Consider the following 14,658-nt stretch of genomic DNA (forward strand, 5'->3'; position numbering starts at 1 on the left):
GAGAATTTTATGAGTGATTATATCGTACGTCTGTATGACGTCATTGAAGTAAAAATGAGAGCTGAAAGTTTAGAACAAGCGATTGAACTTTGTGATTTAAACACCGCACCGCAGTTAACGGGTGTGATTGTAGAAATTGACAATGTGATTGAGGGGGAAGAAGTATGAAAAAAACAGATATAGCCCAGCAAATTGTCGATATTCAAACTTTATTAGAAATTGCCAAAGATAATGTGTTGGAAGAGAAAAATAATGATGCGTTGAAATTATTGCATCGGGCAAGTCGGGAAATGAAATCAGTGGCGTGGAAGGTTGCGCCGGTGTTGGGGGAATGAGGATGAACAATGCAAAGCATTATTTAGTGACATTAGAAATTAATGTAACAACGGCAGAGGATGATTTGACATTTAATGTCAGCGCAGCATATCGAAATCATCCGAATAATTATGTTAAGGATATGATGAATTTAATGATGTTCAAATTGGTTGCTGTTGTCCGTGCCGGTTGGTTAGCACTTGAACGTGTTGATCCAAACATTGAGTCCGTATTTTCACACAAATTACATTTTGATTTTAAACAATGTACTGATGATGAATGGGAAGTAAGCGCTGAAACTGAAATTAAGGATATCATCGGACGAACTTTAATTGATTTAAGTAAGCGTATTTTTATGGAAGATCCAAGGATTGATGAGCTTATCGCATTAGCTGATTAAAACCCATTTACAGCCCATTTACCACATCAAGTGGGCTGAATAATGTGTTTTACGACAGGAGAAAAATGAAAAGCAACAAAGACAAACTGCTTAGGAAAATCAAAAAACTACTGGCATTGAGTAAATCAACTAATCCACATGAAGCGGCAAGTGCGTTAGCTATGGCACAAAAACTAATGGCAGAAAACCGGATTAATCAAGCACAGGTTGAATTTAGTCAAGCTCATACAAAGCAAAAAACTGCGATTAAATCAGCCCGCTATGTACACATGTTAATCGCAATAGTTAAAAAAGCATTCGGCGTAGATGCGTATCTTTGTAATCAATATCCTGGGGAAGATTGGTGTGAAAATAAGATGCATATCGTATTTTTCGGTATAGATGAGCGTCCTGAAGTTGCGTCATATTGTTTTGATGTGTTGTATCGCAAATTGCAAACTGCACGTAAAGCGTTCTTAGATACGCAAAGCAAACGCCTGAAACGCAGTACACTTATTTCACGGGGTGACCGTTTTTGTGAGGGATGGGTTGTCGGCGTGAATCAAAATGTGAAGCAATTTGCAATGACACCGGAAGAAAAACAAAAAGTGGATCACTATAAAACCTCAATATTTGAGAATGAAAAGTGGAGTGAACTCAAAGTGCGATCAGCCGGTGACACGAGAGATTACGGTGCATCACAAAGCGCAGGCTACAGACAAGGACAACAAGTTACACTGAATCATGGTGTAAACGGGAAAGAAACAGTTAAATTAGGAGTAAAACAATGACAGAGCAGATTTATGAATTTAAACAGGTGACAGATATTTTGGTGCTTGATGATAAGCAGTTTGAACGATTCTTAGCGGATTTTAAAGAATGGTTTCGCTTTCAAAAACAGGTTCGCACTGATGTAGAAAAGCTAAGAAAAATAGGGATTAATATCACGGTAGCGGATGTGATTCGTTGGAAAGATGATGCTCTCATCGGCGTGGGTAAAATTACGATTGATGTACAAAAGGCACGGGATTATTAAAACCCATTTACAGCCCATTTTAACCGCACTTTAAGTGGGCTGAATAATGTGTTTTAAATATGATTTAAACGAGGTTTAAAGATGAAATGTAAATGCCCTGCTTGTGGGGCGGTGCTATCGCTTGATGTGTTGTTACAGCATGAACAAGCAACACAGGCGGTGATGACGGCAATGCAATTTAACGGTGAATTTGGGCGGTTAGCTGTGCAGTATTTGGCACTATTTCGCCCGGGAACGTCAGCCCTTGCGATGAATCGTGTCGCAAAGTTATTGGGGGAATTAATGACTTTAGTCCAACAGGGCGAATTTTCCCGCAACGGGCAGGTTTATGCTGCACCTCTAGATGCATGGATTTATGGGTTTAACACGGTGCTTAATGGTCGTCATAATATTAAACGCCCATTAGTCGGGCATGCTTATTTGTTGGAAGTGATGAGTAAATGGCAAGGGCAATCCCTTGAGCCGGCAATAAACGTTGCGGCGAAATCCCATCAACAGGCTCCATTAAGCAGTAAAACCGGTCAGGCATTGGCGAATTTAGCGGAGTTTGCAAATGGAAAAGGATGATTGGTTAAATGCTGTCATTGCAAAAGGGCTAATGGGGCTTGTGACGCTAAGATTACCCAATACGCCACCGGAAGAAATCATTGTAAAAACGGCTCAAGTGTGGGTATTGGCTCTCACCAAGGGGATGGGTACTAAGTGGGTAAAAGAGCGGGATAAACCTCGCATTGAGAAAGCCTTTATGCGACTTTATGCAGAGTGCGACAGATTTCCTAATCCTAAAATGTTGGTTGAGCGTTTACCGAAAGATTACCCTGAAACATTAATGATTGAGCGGAAAATGACTGAAGAAGATCGCAAACGTAACAATGAAATGTGTCAAAAATTACGAGAAATCTTAACGGGGGTCAAAATAAATGCTTAATCGTAAAAGTTTAATGGCTAAGATCCATATCGGTAAAAAACAGTTGGGGCTTGATGAAGAAACTTATCGTCAATTCCTTGCCAATCTTACGGGTAAAAGCAGTTGTGCGGCAATGGCGGCAGAGGAATTACACAAGGTATTGGGAGAAATGGTGAAGAAAGGCTTTAAAGCACAGTCAAAATTTTGGGGAAACCGCCCAGTACCAAAGGAAGATAAGAAAGTTTATTTGGCAAAAATTACCGCACTTTTGGCAAAACACGGCTTACCAAAGGAATATGCAGATGGTATTGCTAAACGTTCCTTTAAAGTGGATTTTGTGCATTGGTTGCACCCTTGGCAGTTGAAAAAGGTGGTGCAGATGTTGTCGGTGTATGATCGCAATAAAAAGGCGTTGTGAAAATGGGTAGGTAGGTGTAAATTAAAGGCTCTTTTGAGCCTTTTTTATTGGAGAAAATAATGAAAAAATTACTCCTTTTAGTAATATTTTCTTTTCCGCTGATTGCTAATGCTGGGCTTTTTAGTGATGGGAAAAATGACATTAAAATTTTTAAAGACTATCCCTTTGATATGCACAAAAGTGAATTTACTAAGCAATTTCGATACTTTGGAAAGTGTCAATTTGATACTGGAGTAAAAATTTGTGCGCCCGAGGGATACGAATCGCTTTATGGTATCAAATTTAACATAGTGATTACCTTAGAGAAGAATAAAACGAATGGAATTATACTTAACACAACCGATGGGTTCATTAGTCGAGCTGATTTTTGGGAATTGTTTAGGGGAGTTCTCAAATCAGGATTTGTTCTTTATCAAGTAGAAGATAAAGAGGGAAAAGCAAACATCTTTGATGATATGTTTGAATCAGCTAAGGTCGGTTATAAAGTCAATAATACCGATCCTAAGTTAGATATTTTAGAATCCAAAAAATCAACATCTCAGAAGTTATTTTATTTGGAAAAAGACAAACTGGATTCTATTTTGAGAGCTGGACGAAAGTTTTCATCTTCTCAAGAAATTGTCGAACAATTACCTAAAGATACTCGTTTTATTGAAATGGATGTTAATAGTATTAATGGTGAAAGTTACTTAGTGGTACTAAAAATATCATTACCCAAACTCAGTGTCTCGACTAATGAGAGACCAACTGAAAAGTTCTAATAAAATCCCGTCCCGTGCGGGATTTTTTTTCATCTTTCTCCTACCAAAATTCCTAACTTTTAAAAATCTCGTGTTAAATTGCGCCAAAATGTGATTTGACAGGGGGTGATTATGCAGTCTCAATTTGAACGTGTTGCCGATTGTCTGCCGGACGTGGTGTTAGAAATGGTGGAGCTGGTTGGGTTTAATGATGTAGAGAAAATTGTTCATCAATTTGGTGGGGTGAACTTTCTTTTTTCCGATGGTAAAGTGTATTTCCCTAAACTCAAAGCCTTAATTGGGCTGGAAAGTGCGGTGAAATTGCGCCGTTATTTTAAGTCGGAGCGGGTTTATATTCCTCGCTGTGAAGTGGCATTGCGTTTATTACGCAATGAGCGACTAAAAGCCGATTTTGATTTTATTACGCAACAAGAGAAAAAAAGCGGGCGTATGGCAATGTTAGAGCTTTGTAAAAAATACCAACTTTCTGACCGCCATGCATGGGATATTGTTCGCACACTTCAGTCAATGTCCCCCTATCAACATCAACAAGCTACACTTTTTTAAGTGTCGGCGTGTGGAACTCCCTCCTCCATTCAACGCAATCTTTTTATTACACAATACCCTCAATTCTGACAACGAATGAGGGTATTTTTTTATGTCTTTAACTTTTCAGCAAATTTTCGATCGCCTTATCGGACATGAGGGCGGTTATGTCAATGATCCACGTGACCCCGGTGGTGAAACAAACTGGGGGATCACAAAACGCACGGCACAGGAAAACGGCTATATGGGCGCAATGCGTTCTATGACCCGTGAACAAGCATTTAAAATTTATCATTCCGCATTTTGGGTGCGTTATCAGTGCGAAAAAATGCCATCGGCCGTGGCGTATCAATTTTTTGATACAGCGGTCAATCACGGTTTAGGCAATGCTAGCCGAATGTTGCAACGTGCAGTCAATGTGGCGGATGACGGTGTGATTGGTAATTTCACCCTTACAGCAATCAAGAAAATGGCAGTTTCTGATGTGATTATGCGTTTGAATGCAGAGCGTTTGGAGTTTTACTGCAAATTATCCACTTTTGCGACCTTTGGAAAAGGTTGGGTACGTCGTGTGGCAGGAAATTTGAAATACGGAGCAATGGACAATGAAGTTTAGATTTTTAGGTGTATTTAAACGGGTTTTTAACCGATTTTTTCAACGTCGTCAAAAACCGTTAGCTTATCGACCGCACTTTTTTAGTAAAAATGCGTGGAGTTATGTCCGCCGTGGTAAACCTACTCCGGCGGAAGTGATTATGTGGAGGTTGAGCCAATGAGTAATAAGTTTGTTGAGTTATTTACCAATAATGACGGACGAGCCAGTACCACGGGTTTTATCCAGTTTTTTGGCTTTTTAGTGATGGCGGGCGTGTTGATTTATTCGGTGTATTTAGACCGAGCTATCACCACGGATTTGTATTTTTATTTTGCTTGTTTCTGTGGCGGTTCTGCCGCAACGAAAGGTGCAGTGGCGGCATTTCAATCTCGTGAGCGAGCGAAATCAGAAACAACCTCTCAAGCCGAACCTGAAGACAGACCGAGGGGGATTTGATGAATATTCAAATGATGTTATTAGCCATTATCGGTGGGCTGATGGTGGTTGGCTATATTGGGCATAAATTGCACCGGGCAGGCCGTGAAATTGACCGTTTATTAAAAACCAATGCGACATTAGAACAAGAAAAATCCGTCTCCGAGACGAAAGTCAAACATTATGAAACAAGGAAAAATCATGAAGAAAACAGTCGTCATGCTGACCGCTCTTCTCTTATTGACAGCTTGCAACAATCGGGCGATCTCCGTGATTAATCCAAGTTGTGCCGGTTTTTCGTTGATTTCAGCCAGTCGGCAAGATACCACTGAAACCCTACGCCAAATTAAAGTGCATAACGACACCTATCGGGAAATTTGTGCAGGTAAGGAGGGACAATGATGGATGATAAATGGTTTATCGGGCTTGGTACGACGTTGATTATCAGTCTTGTCGCTTGGGCATGGAAATCAGTGAATGAGAAAGTGCAAGACAATGAGAAATCTATCCAGCTATTGGAAGAAAAAATGTACCGTGAATTTCAGAGCAAAGAGTTGGCCAGTGTAAAAGATCATCACATGCACGAAGTGCTCACGGAAATTCGGAGTCAGTTAAAAGAAATCAATAAAAAGTTAGATTTAAAGGCGGATAAATAATGTCGGCAAGAGAGCGAAAACGCTTAGAGCAATTAGCAGAAAAAGAGCAAACCAACGCTAAGTTAGATGAAATTTTAAGTTTGACACGGCAAGTCGGTCATAAAATCGACCGGTTAGACGGACGAGTGGATGATATTGATGTGCGCTTGGCAAAGGTAGAAAAAAATTTAGCTAAGTTAGGTGTAAAAGCCGCCGTTGTGGGTGGGTTGAGCGGTTTATTGGTTTCTGTTGGGTTTGAATTAATCAAAGCCAAGTTTGGAGGCTGATATGGCTCACGATGAGAAAACGAAAGCGGAAGTGCGCCGTTACTATGTGTTTGATTGTTTAACCCTCGAAACGGCAGCAGAGAAAGCGAAAGTCTCTTATAACACGGCTCGCCGTTGGAAACGTGAAGCCGAAGCCCGTGGGGATAATTGGGATAAAGTCCGTGATGCCAACACCATGGCAAGCGGTAAAGTGGAAGATGTAGCACGAGGTATGCTAACCACCTTTGTGCTTTATTTTGAAAATACCATGGAAGAACTCCGCCAAGCGGAAAATTTGCCGGTGAGTGATAAAGCCAAACTCATCCAAGGCTTAGGCGATTCCTACGCCAAAATGGTGGCAAGCAGTAAGCGGTTGTTGCCGGAGGTGTCAGAATTGGCTGTAGCAATGCGAACCGTTGAATTATTCGGTGAATATATTAATCAACACCATACCGCATTAATGGAGCCTTTTATTAACGCACTAAAAGGATTTGGCGAACTGGTCGAAAAGGAGTTTAAGAAGTGAACCTTGTCTCTTTTATTTTTGTCATTGCTGCCTGTCTTTCTGCCCGTGATGGTGGGGATTGGGGTTGGTGGGTATTTTTTGCGATATTGGCGAGTGATTAAATGAAAAGCAAAGATTTTCTAAAAGAATTAGCCGCGTATGCGGACAGCCTGCGTCAAAAATTAGAAGCCTCTTTTGACGGGTGGGACGACACACCCGAAGCGGTGGTTGCACGGCGTAAAAAAGTATTAGATCCAGTTTCGGGCTATGACTTTTTTGTGTCGAATTATTTTCCGCATTATGTGCGCTCAAGTAGTCGTTCGCAGTTGCACAATTATCTTTTTGAGCAATTACCCCTCACTCTGCAGCAACCCACATCAGTACATTTAGCGATAGCTGCACCCCGTGGCGAGGCTAAATCTACTTTAGTGTCGCAGTTGTTTACGCTTTATTGCCTCGTTACACAGAAAAAACGCTATGCCCTGATTGTGATGGACAGTATCGACCAAGCTTACCCTATGCTTGAAGCCATTAAAGTGGAACTGGAATTTAACCAACGATTGAAAATTGACTTTCCTGAAATGGCAGGACAAGGGCGAGTTTGGCAGGCGGCAACAATTATCACAAAAGCTAATCAGAAAGTGCAAGTGGCAGGTTCGGGTAAAAAATTACGGGGATTACGCCATGGCGCATATCGTCCTGATCTTGTGGTGCTGGACGACATAGAAAATGATGAACAAGTCAGAAGCCCTGAACAACGGGATAAATTGCATGATTGGTTGAAGAAAACCGTGCTTCCACTCGGTGCGGCGGGTGATAAGTTAGATGTGGTGTATATCGGGACAATCTTACATTACGACAGTGTATTAAACCGCACGTTGGCAAGTAAGGCGTGGAAAACCGCTAAATTTAAAGCCTTAATCAAACAGCCTGATGACATGGCGTTATGGGATAAATGGGAAGATTTTTATCTTAACGAGGGCGAAGCGGTCGCGGATGCCTTTTATCAGGCAAATAAAGCGGCAATGGATAAAGGGGCGGAGGTCAGTTGGGCGGCACGTCCGATTTTGACGTTAATGAAAATTCGGGCTCGTGATGGACATGCCACCTTTGACTCGGAATATCAAAATGACCCCTTAAGCAGTGATGATGCAATGTTCGCCAATAGTCTCATTTACTGGACGGAATTGCCGGATGATTTGATTTATTTTGGCGCACTTGACCCCTCAATGGGAAAAGCCGGGGCAAGTCGTGACCCTTCTGCGATTTTAGTCGGGGGGTATCAACGCTCCACAGGCAAATTATATGTGGTCGAAGCGCAGGTGAAAAAGCGTTTGCCCGATTTAATCATTGAAGATGTGATCCGTTTGCAACGTCAATACCGCTGTCAGCGTTGGTTTGTGGAAACCGTACAGTTTCAGGAATTTTTAAAAGATGAGTTGGTAAAACGTTCGGCTCAACGGGGTTGTCCGGTTCCGGCCACGGCAACCAAACCGAACACGGACAAGATGTTGCGTATCGAAAGTTTACAGCCTCACATGGCGAATGGATTGATTTTACTCCATGCCTCGCAAGCCACACTCATTGCTCAGTTACGACATTTTCCGAAAGCCGACCATGATGATGGCCCGGATGCTTTGGAGATGTTATGGCGTAATGCGGTGACGAACTCGGCCCCGATTGAATGGGTGGGGTTAAATGATTTGGAAGGTGATGATGAGTTGGATGATTTATACAGTATTTGGCGCAGTTAAGGTGGGATAAATGGGATTTTTAGATAAAGTGAAAGGCTTTTTTAAGATTGAGGAAACCGAGGAAACGCAAACCGATGAAGCGAATGTGACGGCAACAGGACGGGTGTTAGACGATCACCCATCTGCCCAAATCACACCGGGGAAACTGAAAAGCATTTTAGAGGATGCGGAAAACGGGGATATTCAGGCTCAACATCAACTTTTTATGGATATTGAAGAGCAAGACTCTAGCATTGCCGCCAATATGATGACCCGCAAGCGGTCGGTGCTCACGCTAGATTGGCGTATTGTTGAACCTCGCAATGCAACGCCTGCGGAAGAAAAACTACAAGCGGAAATTGATGAGTTGTTCCATCAATATCCGAACCTTGAAGATCTATTTGTGGATTTAATGGATGCGGTGGGACACGGTTTTTCTGCCTTGGAAATCCAATGGGCACAAGTGGAGGGGAAATGGGTGCCAAAAGGGTTTAAACCTTGCCCGCAATCTTGGTTTAACCTTGATAAACAGGATAATCTTTTACTCCGTACACCGGATAACCCGATGGGTGAGCCGTTGCGCCCCTTTGGTTGGGTAGTACATCGTCATAAATCCCGTTCGACCCAGTTGGCCCGTGATGGGTTATATCGCACGCTTGCGTGGCTTTATATGTATAAGCATTATTCCGTGCGTGATTTTGCGGAGTTTTTAGAGCTTTACGGTATGCCGATTCGCATCGGGAAATATGGTGCGGGTGCGACAGCCTTGGAAAAACGTACATTGCTGCGTGCTTTGGCAGAAATCGGACATAATGCGGCAGGGATTATGCCGGAGTCTATGCAAATTGAGTTGCACAATGTAGCTACAGGGACATCATCAGGTAACAATCCCTTCTTGCACATGGTGGATTGGTGTGAGAAATCCATTGCCCGCTTGATTTTAGGGCAAACTTTAACGAGCGGTGCAGACGGTAAAAGCTCCACCAATGCATTGGGTAATGTGCATAATGAAGTGCGTCGTGACTTGATGATAAGTGATGCCAAACAGATTGCACAAACTATCACGAAGCAAATTATTTTGCCTTATTTGCAAATTAACGTTGATCCGAATATTGCACCCCATCGTGTGCCATACTTTGAGTTTGATACCAAAGAATACGAAGATTTATCTATTTTCGCCGAGGCGTTGCCGAAATTGGTCGAAATCGGTGTAAAAGTACCGGAGAGTTGGGCGAGAGATAAATTGGGGATTCCGGAAGTGCAAGAGGATGATGAGTTGTTAAAACCCCTTCAAAGCGAATTTAAAACGGATTTAAACGAGGATAAAACAGCGAAAAAACCGACCGCACTTTCGGCTCATGTTATAGGATGCCAGTGTGACGGCTGTTTGGGCAAAGTTGTGGCCCTATCTGCAAAATCAGGAGAAAAAGATGAACAGGCTTTGTTAGACGAAACGTTAGATGAAGCCTTAGAACAGGTTGATTTTAACCAACAACTTGACCCGATGGTGCAAAAAGCGGTGCAAGTGATGTTGTCTTGTCACTCTTATGAGGAAGCGACAGAAAAACTCGCTACGCTTTATCCGGAATTGACAGCAAAAGCTCACCACGAGTATTTAACCCGTGCGATGTTTTTATCAGAACTTCTAGGGGCAAGCCATGCCAAACCTTAGTTTTGCGCTCGGCTTGCCACCGAAAAAAGCCATTGAATTTTTAAAAAGCAAAAAAGCCTTTTTAGATCATATTGACGAAAAAGGCTTGATGGAGAGCGCAAGGGCGAAAGCCGCCCGTATTGCTAACCTTTCCAGCCTTGAGATGATGAAAGATATTTATCAATCTTTGATTGAGGCCCAACAGCAAGGGCAACCTTTCGTTGAGTGGCAGAAAGGCATTTTTGAGCATTTTAAAAAGAAAGGTTGGATTGCGGGTTATGATAAAGGTTATTTATTGGCTGATCCGAAAACCGGGGAATATTTTGGTACGCCACGGCGGTTAGAAACCATTTATCGCACCAATATGCAGGCTGCTTATTCGAGCGAGCGTTATCAACAAATGCGGGATAATGCGGATAGTCGCCCTTATTGGCAATATTCAGCGGTTAATGATGATCGGACACGCCCAAGCCATTCGGCGATGAATGGCTTGGTTTATCGTTATGATGATCCTTTTTGGAACGTATTTTATCCGCCTAATGGGTTTAATTGTCGTTGTTCGGTGATTGCTTTGGCTGAACGGGATATTGCACGGCGTAATCTCGTAGTGGGCAACAGTGAAGAACGGTTAATTGACTATGAGCGCAAAATCAATGCCACGCAAACAGAAAAAACGACGGCATTTAAACTCTCTGATGATAAATGGGTGGTGACTGACCGAGGGTTTGATTATAACGTGGGTCGGATGATGTATAAGCCAAATTTGGATCAGTACCCGGAAGCCTTGGCACATCAGTTTGCTAAACGTGAAATGGGTGGCGAGGGGTTTAAGTTTGATTTTAGACAGTTTGAAGAAGAGTTTAAACAAGCCAAACAGCGACTAAATTTAAATGAAAAACTCACATCTGATGATTTAACAGCGGTGCGTAACCAGCTGCGTCGTGAATATAAGTTTGCGGCGGGAGTATTAAATGTAGCAGATAAAGCGACATTGAAAAGTGAAACAGCAACCGTGTGGCTTTCTGATGATACGCTCATTAAGCAGTTTAACAGCCGTGATGGACAAGGATTTGGCTTGGAGGAATACGCACTATTACCCGATGTGATCAATCAACCCGATAAAATTATACCGGATGAATTGGGTTATCAATTTTATAAGCAAATTAATAACAAGAAGATCATGGCCGTGTTGAAAGTATTGGGGAAAGAGAACGAGATATTTATGCAATCTGTTCGCTTTGTGAGTGAAAAACAATGGAGAAAAGCATTTAAATAATTGCCACTAGGTAGGGCTCGAACCACCTACACACAATCCAAGGTACTCTTTCAACCTATCGTCCGCGATCCTCGAGATTCATCGCTTTTCTAGTGGCTAAGGACAATATAACGATGATTGAAATAAAAATCAACAATGAAAAAGAAGTGGTGGCGTTGCTGGAGCGAGTGGCGGAAGGCATTCGTTATAATGTGCCACTGATGCGTATCATTGCCGGTACAATGCAAAGTGCGGTCGATCAGAATTTTGAGGCAGGCGGTCGTCCGAAATGGTTGGGCGTAAAAAGCCGTCCCGGTGGAACGCCTTTGATTGATAGTGGTGCATTGCGTAATAGCATCCATGCAAGTTGGGATAATGATGAGGCGCAAGTGGGGACAAATTTAAAATACGCCGCCATTCATCAATTTGGTGGTAAAACCAAACCGCACAAAATAAAACCGGTCACCAAGAAAGCCTTGGCCTTTGGAGGTATTGTGCGTAAGTCGGTAAATCACCCCGGAAGCACCATTGAGGCTCGTCCATTCCTTGTCTTAACCCCACAAGATGAGGAGGATATTTTAGATGATGTACAACACTATTTTCAGAGTTTGATGAAATAAATCCAAAAACCGCCCTAAATCAAGTATAGGGCGATTTTCTTTTTTATAGGTATCATTTTTCGAGTTTAAATTTTTAAAACAATTTAAAGCGGTTTTAAAACGTTTTAAAATGGGTTTAAGCTAAAAGCTAAGTATTCATTTTTTATTTCTTCTCTTTTAGGGCGTGTGGAACTCCCTCCTCTCTTTTCATTTTTGCCTTTCCGTTATTCTGTTATCCGCTATTAAAGAATGAGGATAACAAACGATGCACATTAAGCCGATTGCGTTAAGTTTCGAGCTGAACAAAAAAACAAATGGGCGTATTCAGTTATTCCCTTTTGGTCGTTTTTATTCGCAAGATGAACGCACCGAAGGTGCAGGAGGCTGGTATGTAGATGACAGTAATGGCTATGCGCTAGCCGACCAAATTAATCAGCTTAAAATCAAGCTGATGATTGACTACGAACATCAAACATTATTTATAAAAGATAACGGCAAACCCAATCCTGCCGCAGGATGGATGGAAACGGCGGAATATATTCCCGGTGAAGGCATTTTTGTCGATGTTGACTGGACAAAAAAAGCACATAAACAAATTCAGGACGGAGAATATCGTTACATTTCTCCTATGTTCTTGAGTGCCAAAGACGGCAAAGTAACAAAAGTGCTGAACGCCGCATTAGTAAATCGCCCTGCTTGTCACGATTTGGCAGAAGCGATTGCCTTTTCATCTCAATTTAATCAACAACAAAAGGATAATTCTATGCTGGAGTTATTATGTCAATTATTCGGTGTGAAGGATGCAACCGAAGACGAAATGAAACAAAAATTAACCGCACTTTCTGCCGCAAAAGGTGACAGCCCGGTAGCATTAAGTGATGTGTACGGAAAACTGAAGGAAAAAGACGGCGAAGTCGTTGCATTAAGCGCAAAAGTAGGGGCTGAACCCGACCCGAGCAAATATGTGCCATTGTCTATGATGAAAGACGTGCAAGATAAATTGGCGGCGTTGAGTGCTCAAGTGCAAAGCGACAAAGTAGCAGATTTAATTCAAACCGCTCTTTCTGATGGTCGTTTATTGCCATCGCAAAAAGATTGGGCGGAAAAATTAGGTAAAGCGGATGTGACCGCATTATCAGACTATTTGGCTGTAGCAACGCCAAATCAAGCTTTAGCCGGTGGAAGCCAAGCCAAAGAAGATCCTAATCAGAAAGTGGTGGCGTTAAGTGCAGGAGAGGCTGCTGCAGCCCGAGCTTTAGGGATGACAGAGGCGGAATTTATTGAAGAACACAAGGAGAAAAAATAATGAGCTTTAAAAAATCAGAGGTTTTAAAAGCAATTGAAAGCCAGTTTAAAAAAGACTTTGTGGCGGGGTTAGCGTTAATTAAACCGCAGTGGGATATGGTGGCGATGAAAATTTCATCCAATACCAAAGTAAATACCTACGGCTTTTTAGGTCAATTCCCGAAAATGCAGGAATGGGTAGGAAAACGTCAGCGTAAAGCGATGCAAGCCCAAGGTACCAGCATTGAAAACAAACTTTATGAAAGTACGGTAGGAGTGCCTCGTGTAGATATTGAAGATGACCAAGTAGGCTTATTCCGCCCGATGGTGAAACAAGCGGCACAAAGTGCGGCAGAGTTACCGGATGATTTAGTTTTTGGATTGTTAAAAGAAGGTAAAAATACGCTTTGCTATGACGGTCAAAACTATTTTGACACTGACCACCCTGTTTATGAAAACGTGGACGGCACAGGCAATAGCAAACAGCAAAGCAATATTACCACCGGTTCTAAAGCTGATGCACCAACCTTTTATATTTTTGATACCACAAATGCGGTTAAACCATTAATTTGGCAAGAACGTACCGCACCGGAAATTGAAACAAAATTTGATCCGTCAAAATCCGATACTGTCTTCAATGAAGATGTTTATGAATGGGGTGTGCGTGCTCGTGGTGCTGCCGGTTTTGGTTTCTGGCAATTAGCCCATTGTGTGGAGCAAACAGAGCTTACGGCAGAAAGCATTATGGCAGTGATTGCCCAAATGCAATCCTTAAAAGGCGATGGCGGTAAATTACTAAACATTCGTCCGAATGTGATTTTAGTGCCACCTGCTCTTGAGTTTAAAGCTCGTCAAATCTGTGAGGGTGAGATGATTAACGGTACGACCAATATCTTAAAAGGTCGTTTGAAAGTGTTGGTTTCACCGCAAATCATTTAAGCGTAACTATATTGGGCGGGAAACCGCCCTTTAGGAGTAAACATGGCTCGTCAAAGACAAACAACTCAATCGGAAAAGGATAAAAAACTTAATACTCCACCTTCCGATAGTCCAAAGAATGATCTTCCTGTGCAGGATAACGCACAAAAAAAGGAAAATGATAAACCCTTGGATGATGTTCCAAAAACGAATGAAAAAAACGATACCCCACCGCTTCAACCCGAAGGGCATGTTATTGAACCCATCGCTTATGCAGTGAAATTACGCAGTATTCACCCGCAAGCCAGTTATGGGCGTGCCGGTTTTCGTTTTACCAAATCGGAAGAAACGGTGATTAACGTCACAGATATTGAGCCTGATAAGGTGATTTTATTGGCGGAAGATCCTTGGTTGGAACTTGTACCTATTTGTGAGGAATAA

The 14,658-nt window shown here is 42.1% G+C and carries 25 protein-coding genes; all 25 read left to right on the forward strand.

What is annotated here, in order from left to right; genetic code table 11:
* The first annotated feature begins 9 nt into the window (after positions 1-9).
* On the forward strand, positions 10-168 hold the full coding sequence (locus tag BKK52_RS13680; protein WP_167367924.1) for a hypothetical protein: 159 nt from the start codon (positions 10-12) through the stop codon (positions 166-168).
* A complete protein-coding gene (locus BKK52_RS13375) occupies positions 165-335 on the forward strand; it encodes an FMN-dependent NADH-azoreductase (RefSeq protein WP_143531410.1) in 171 nt (56 codons plus the stop codon). The genes BKK52_RS13680 and BKK52_RS13375 overlap by 4 nt, the downstream gene beginning before the upstream one ends.
* Positions 336-337: 2 nt before the next feature.
* A complete protein-coding gene (locus tag BKK52_RS10560; protein ID WP_077478638.1) occupies positions 338-715 on the forward strand; it encodes a hypothetical protein in 378 nt (125 codons plus the stop codon).
* 65 nt (positions 716-780) lie between these two features.
* Positions 781-1,485, forward strand: a complete 705-nt coding sequence (locus BKK52_RS10565; RefSeq protein WP_077478639.1) for a DUF2786 domain-containing protein — start codon at positions 781-783, stop codon at positions 1,483-1,485.
* The gene (locus BKK52_RS10570) at positions 1,482-1,730 is read left to right on the forward strand and encodes a hypothetical protein (protein ID WP_077478640.1); all 249 of its coding nucleotides are present in this window, start codon (positions 1,482-1,484) and stop codon (positions 1,728-1,730) included. Before BKK52_RS10565 ends, BKK52_RS10570 begins: the two co-directional genes overlap by 4 nt.
* An 81-nt stretch (positions 1,731-1,811) precedes the next feature.
* Positions 1,812-2,297, forward strand: coding sequence for a hypothetical protein (locus BKK52_RS10575; RefSeq protein ID WP_077478641.1), 486 nt, complete (start codon positions 1,812-1,814; stop codon positions 2,295-2,297).
* Entirely contained in the window at positions 2,284-2,658 is a 375-nt protein-coding gene (locus BKK52_RS10580; protein WP_077478642.1) for a hypothetical protein, read from the forward strand. The genes BKK52_RS10575 and BKK52_RS10580 overlap by 14 nt, the downstream gene beginning before the upstream one ends.
* Positions 2,651-3,055 (forward strand): gp16 family protein, encoded by a 405-nt coding sequence (locus BKK52_RS10585; RefSeq protein ID WP_077478643.1) that lies wholly within the window; start codon positions 2,651-2,653, stop codon positions 3,053-3,055. The genes BKK52_RS10580 and BKK52_RS10585 overlap by 8 nt, the downstream gene beginning before the upstream one ends.
* 59 nt (positions 3,056-3,114) lie before the next feature.
* A complete protein-coding gene (locus BKK52_RS10590) occupies positions 3,115-3,816 on the forward strand; it encodes a hypothetical protein (RefSeq protein ID WP_077478644.1) in 702 nt (233 codons plus the stop codon).
* Positions 3,817-3,927: 111 nt separating this feature from the next.
* Complete coding sequence (locus BKK52_RS10595; RefSeq protein WP_077478645.1) at positions 3,928-4,362, forward strand: Mor transcription activator family protein; 435 nt, start codon at positions 3,928-3,930, stop codon at positions 4,360-4,362.
* A 91-nt stretch (positions 4,363-4,453) separates the two neighbouring features.
* Positions 4,454-4,957, forward strand: coding sequence for a glycoside hydrolase family 108 protein (locus BKK52_RS10600; protein ID WP_077478646.1), 504 nt, complete (start codon positions 4,454-4,456; stop codon positions 4,955-4,957).
* Positions 4,947-5,117: a hypothetical protein gene (locus BKK52_RS13685; RefSeq protein WP_167367925.1), complete on the forward strand. Its 171-nt coding sequence runs from the start codon at positions 4,947-4,949 to the stop codon at positions 5,115-5,117. Before BKK52_RS10600 ends, BKK52_RS13685 begins: the two co-directional genes overlap by 11 nt.
* The gene (locus BKK52_RS10605) at positions 5,114-5,392 is read left to right on the forward strand and encodes a DUF2644 domain-containing protein (RefSeq protein ID WP_077478647.1); all 279 of its coding nucleotides are present in this window, start codon (positions 5,114-5,116) and stop codon (positions 5,390-5,392) included. The genes BKK52_RS13685 and BKK52_RS10605 overlap by 4 nt, the downstream gene beginning before the upstream one ends.
* Positions 5,392-5,649, forward strand: a complete 258-nt coding sequence (locus BKK52_RS10610; protein WP_077478648.1) for a DUF2681 domain-containing protein — start codon at positions 5,392-5,394, stop codon at positions 5,647-5,649. The genes BKK52_RS10605 and BKK52_RS10610 overlap by 1 nt, the downstream gene beginning before the upstream one ends.
* Entirely contained in the window at positions 5,642-5,773 is a 132-nt protein-coding gene (locus BKK52_RS14105; protein WP_279626518.1) for a hypothetical protein, read from the forward strand. Before BKK52_RS10610 ends, BKK52_RS14105 begins: the two co-directional genes overlap by 8 nt.
* Positions 5,770-6,027 carry a hypothetical protein gene (locus BKK52_RS10615; protein ID WP_077475302.1) on the forward strand — a complete coding sequence of 86 codons (258 nt, stop codon included), beginning with the start codon at positions 5,770-5,772 and terminating at the stop codon, positions 6,025-6,027. Before BKK52_RS14105 ends, BKK52_RS10615 begins: the two co-directional genes overlap by 4 nt.
* Positions 6,027-6,293, forward strand: coding sequence for a hypothetical protein (locus BKK52_RS10620; protein ID WP_077478649.1), 267 nt, complete (start codon positions 6,027-6,029; stop codon positions 6,291-6,293). The genes BKK52_RS10615 and BKK52_RS10620 overlap by 1 nt, the downstream gene beginning before the upstream one ends.
* Before the next feature lies 1 nt (position 6,294).
* The gene (locus BKK52_RS10625; protein WP_077478650.1) at positions 6,295-6,798 is read left to right on the forward strand and encodes a DUF1804 family protein; all 504 of its coding nucleotides are present in this window, start codon (positions 6,295-6,297) and stop codon (positions 6,796-6,798) included.
* Positions 6,799-6,899: 101 nt separating this feature from the next.
* Positions 6,900-8,531, forward strand: a complete 1,632-nt coding sequence (gene terL / locus BKK52_RS10630; protein ID WP_077478651.1) for a phage terminase large subunit — start codon at positions 6,900-6,902, stop codon at positions 8,529-8,531.
* A gap of 10 nt (positions 8,532-8,541) precedes the next feature.
* Positions 8,542-10,182, forward strand: coding sequence for a DUF935 domain-containing protein (locus BKK52_RS10635; RefSeq protein ID WP_077478652.1), 1,641 nt, complete (start codon positions 8,542-8,544; stop codon positions 10,180-10,182).
* On the forward strand, positions 10,169-11,437 hold the full coding sequence (locus tag BKK52_RS10640) for a phage minor head protein (RefSeq protein WP_077478653.1): 1,269 nt from the start codon (positions 10,169-10,171) through the stop codon (positions 11,435-11,437). The genes BKK52_RS10635 and BKK52_RS10640 overlap by 14 nt, the downstream gene beginning before the upstream one ends.
* Before the next feature lie 113 nt (positions 11,438-11,550).
* Positions 11,551-12,036: a phage virion morphogenesis protein gene (locus BKK52_RS10645; protein ID WP_077475296.1), complete on the forward strand. Its 486-nt coding sequence runs from the start codon at positions 11,551-11,553 to the stop codon at positions 12,034-12,036.
* Between the two features lie 244 nt (positions 12,037-12,280).
* Positions 12,281-13,321 (forward strand): phage protease, encoded by a 1,041-nt coding sequence (locus tag BKK52_RS10650; protein WP_077478654.1) that lies wholly within the window; start codon positions 12,281-12,283, stop codon positions 13,319-13,321.
* Positions 13,321-14,238, forward strand: a complete 918-nt coding sequence (locus BKK52_RS10655) for a Mu-like prophage major head subunit gpT family protein (RefSeq protein WP_077478655.1) — start codon at positions 13,321-13,323, stop codon at positions 14,236-14,238. Before BKK52_RS10650 ends, BKK52_RS10655 begins: the two co-directional genes overlap by 1 nt.
* 42 nt (positions 14,239-14,280) lie before the next feature.
* The gene (locus tag BKK52_RS10660; RefSeq protein ID WP_244160243.1) at positions 14,281-14,658 is read left to right on the forward strand and encodes a hypothetical protein; all 378 of its coding nucleotides are present in this window, start codon (positions 14,281-14,283) and stop codon (positions 14,656-14,658) included.

This window comes from Rodentibacter trehalosifermentans (assembly GCF_002000545.1).
Taxonomy (GTDB): domain Bacteria; phylum Pseudomonadota; class Gammaproteobacteria; order Enterobacterales; family Pasteurellaceae; genus Rodentibacter; species Rodentibacter trehalosifermentans.

Coding starts and splice junctions, on each gene's coding strand:
- BKK52_RS10625 (WP_077478650.1), top strand. CDS start 6,295: ATGGCTCACGATGAGAAAACGAAAGCGGAAGTGCGCCGTTACTATGTG.
- BKK52_RS10655 (WP_077478655.1), top strand. CDS start 13,321: ATGAGCTTTAAAAAATCAGAGGTTTTAAAAGCAATTGAAAGCCAGTTT.
- BKK52_RS10600 (WP_077478646.1), top strand. CDS start 4,454: ATGTCTTTAACTTTTCAGCAAATTTTCGATCGCCTTATCGGACATGAG.
- BKK52_RS13685 (WP_167367925.1), top strand. CDS start 4,947: ATGAAGTTTAGATTTTTAGGTGTATTTAAACGGGTTTTTAACCGATTT.
- BKK52_RS13375 (WP_143531410.1), top strand. CDS start 165: ATGAAAAAAACAGATATAGCCCAGCAAATTGTCGATATTCAAACTTTA.
- BKK52_RS10635 (WP_077478652.1), top strand. CDS start 8,542: ATGGGATTTTTAGATAAAGTGAAAGGCTTTTTTAAGATTGAGGAAACC.
- BKK52_RS10660 (WP_244160243.1), top strand. CDS start 14,281: ATGGCTCGTCAAAGACAAACAACTCAATCGGAAAAGGATAAAAAACTT.
- BKK52_RS10595 (WP_077478645.1), top strand. CDS start 3,928: ATGCAGTCTCAATTTGAACGTGTTGCCGATTGTCTGCCGGACGTGGTG.
- BKK52_RS10585 (WP_077478643.1), top strand. CDS start 2,651: ATGCTTAATCGTAAAAGTTTAATGGCTAAGATCCATATCGGTAAAAAA.
- BKK52_RS10615 (WP_077475302.1), top strand. CDS start 5,770: ATGATGGATGATAAATGGTTTATCGGGCTTGGTACGACGTTGATTATC.
- BKK52_RS10605 (WP_077478647.1), top strand. CDS start 5,114: ATGAGTAATAAGTTTGTTGAGTTATTTACCAATAATGACGGACGAGCC.
- BKK52_RS13680 (WP_167367924.1), top strand. CDS start 10: ATGAGTGATTATATCGTACGTCTGTATGACGTCATTGAAGTAAAAATG.
- BKK52_RS10645 (WP_077475296.1), top strand. CDS start 11,551: ATGATTGAAATAAAAATCAACAATGAAAAAGAAGTGGTGGCGTTGCTG.
- BKK52_RS10620 (WP_077478649.1), top strand. CDS start 6,027: ATGTCGGCAAGAGAGCGAAAACGCTTAGAGCAATTAGCAGAAAAAGAG.
- BKK52_RS10570 (WP_077478640.1), top strand. CDS start 1,482: ATGACAGAGCAGATTTATGAATTTAAACAGGTGACAGATATTTTGGTG.
- BKK52_RS10590 (WP_077478644.1), top strand. CDS start 3,115: ATGAAAAAATTACTCCTTTTAGTAATATTTTCTTTTCCGCTGATTGCT.
- BKK52_RS10650 (WP_077478654.1), top strand. CDS start 12,281: ATGCACATTAAGCCGATTGCGTTAAGTTTCGAGCTGAACAAAAAAACA.
- BKK52_RS10565 (WP_077478639.1), top strand. CDS start 781: ATGAAAAGCAACAAAGACAAACTGCTTAGGAAAATCAAAAAACTACTG.
- BKK52_RS10560 (WP_077478638.1), top strand. CDS start 338: ATGAACAATGCAAAGCATTATTTAGTGACATTAGAAATTAATGTAACA.
- terL (WP_077478651.1), top strand. CDS start 6,900: ATGAAAAGCAAAGATTTTCTAAAAGAATTAGCCGCGTATGCGGACAGC.
- BKK52_RS10610 (WP_077478648.1), top strand. CDS start 5,392: ATGAATATTCAAATGATGTTATTAGCCATTATCGGTGGGCTGATGGTG.
- BKK52_RS10580 (WP_077478642.1), top strand. CDS start 2,284: ATGGAAAAGGATGATTGGTTAAATGCTGTCATTGCAAAAGGGCTAATG.
- BKK52_RS10575 (WP_077478641.1), top strand. CDS start 1,812: ATGAAATGTAAATGCCCTGCTTGTGGGGCGGTGCTATCGCTTGATGTG.
- BKK52_RS10640 (WP_077478653.1), top strand. CDS start 10,169: ATGCCAAACCTTAGTTTTGCGCTCGGCTTGCCACCGAAAAAAGCCATT.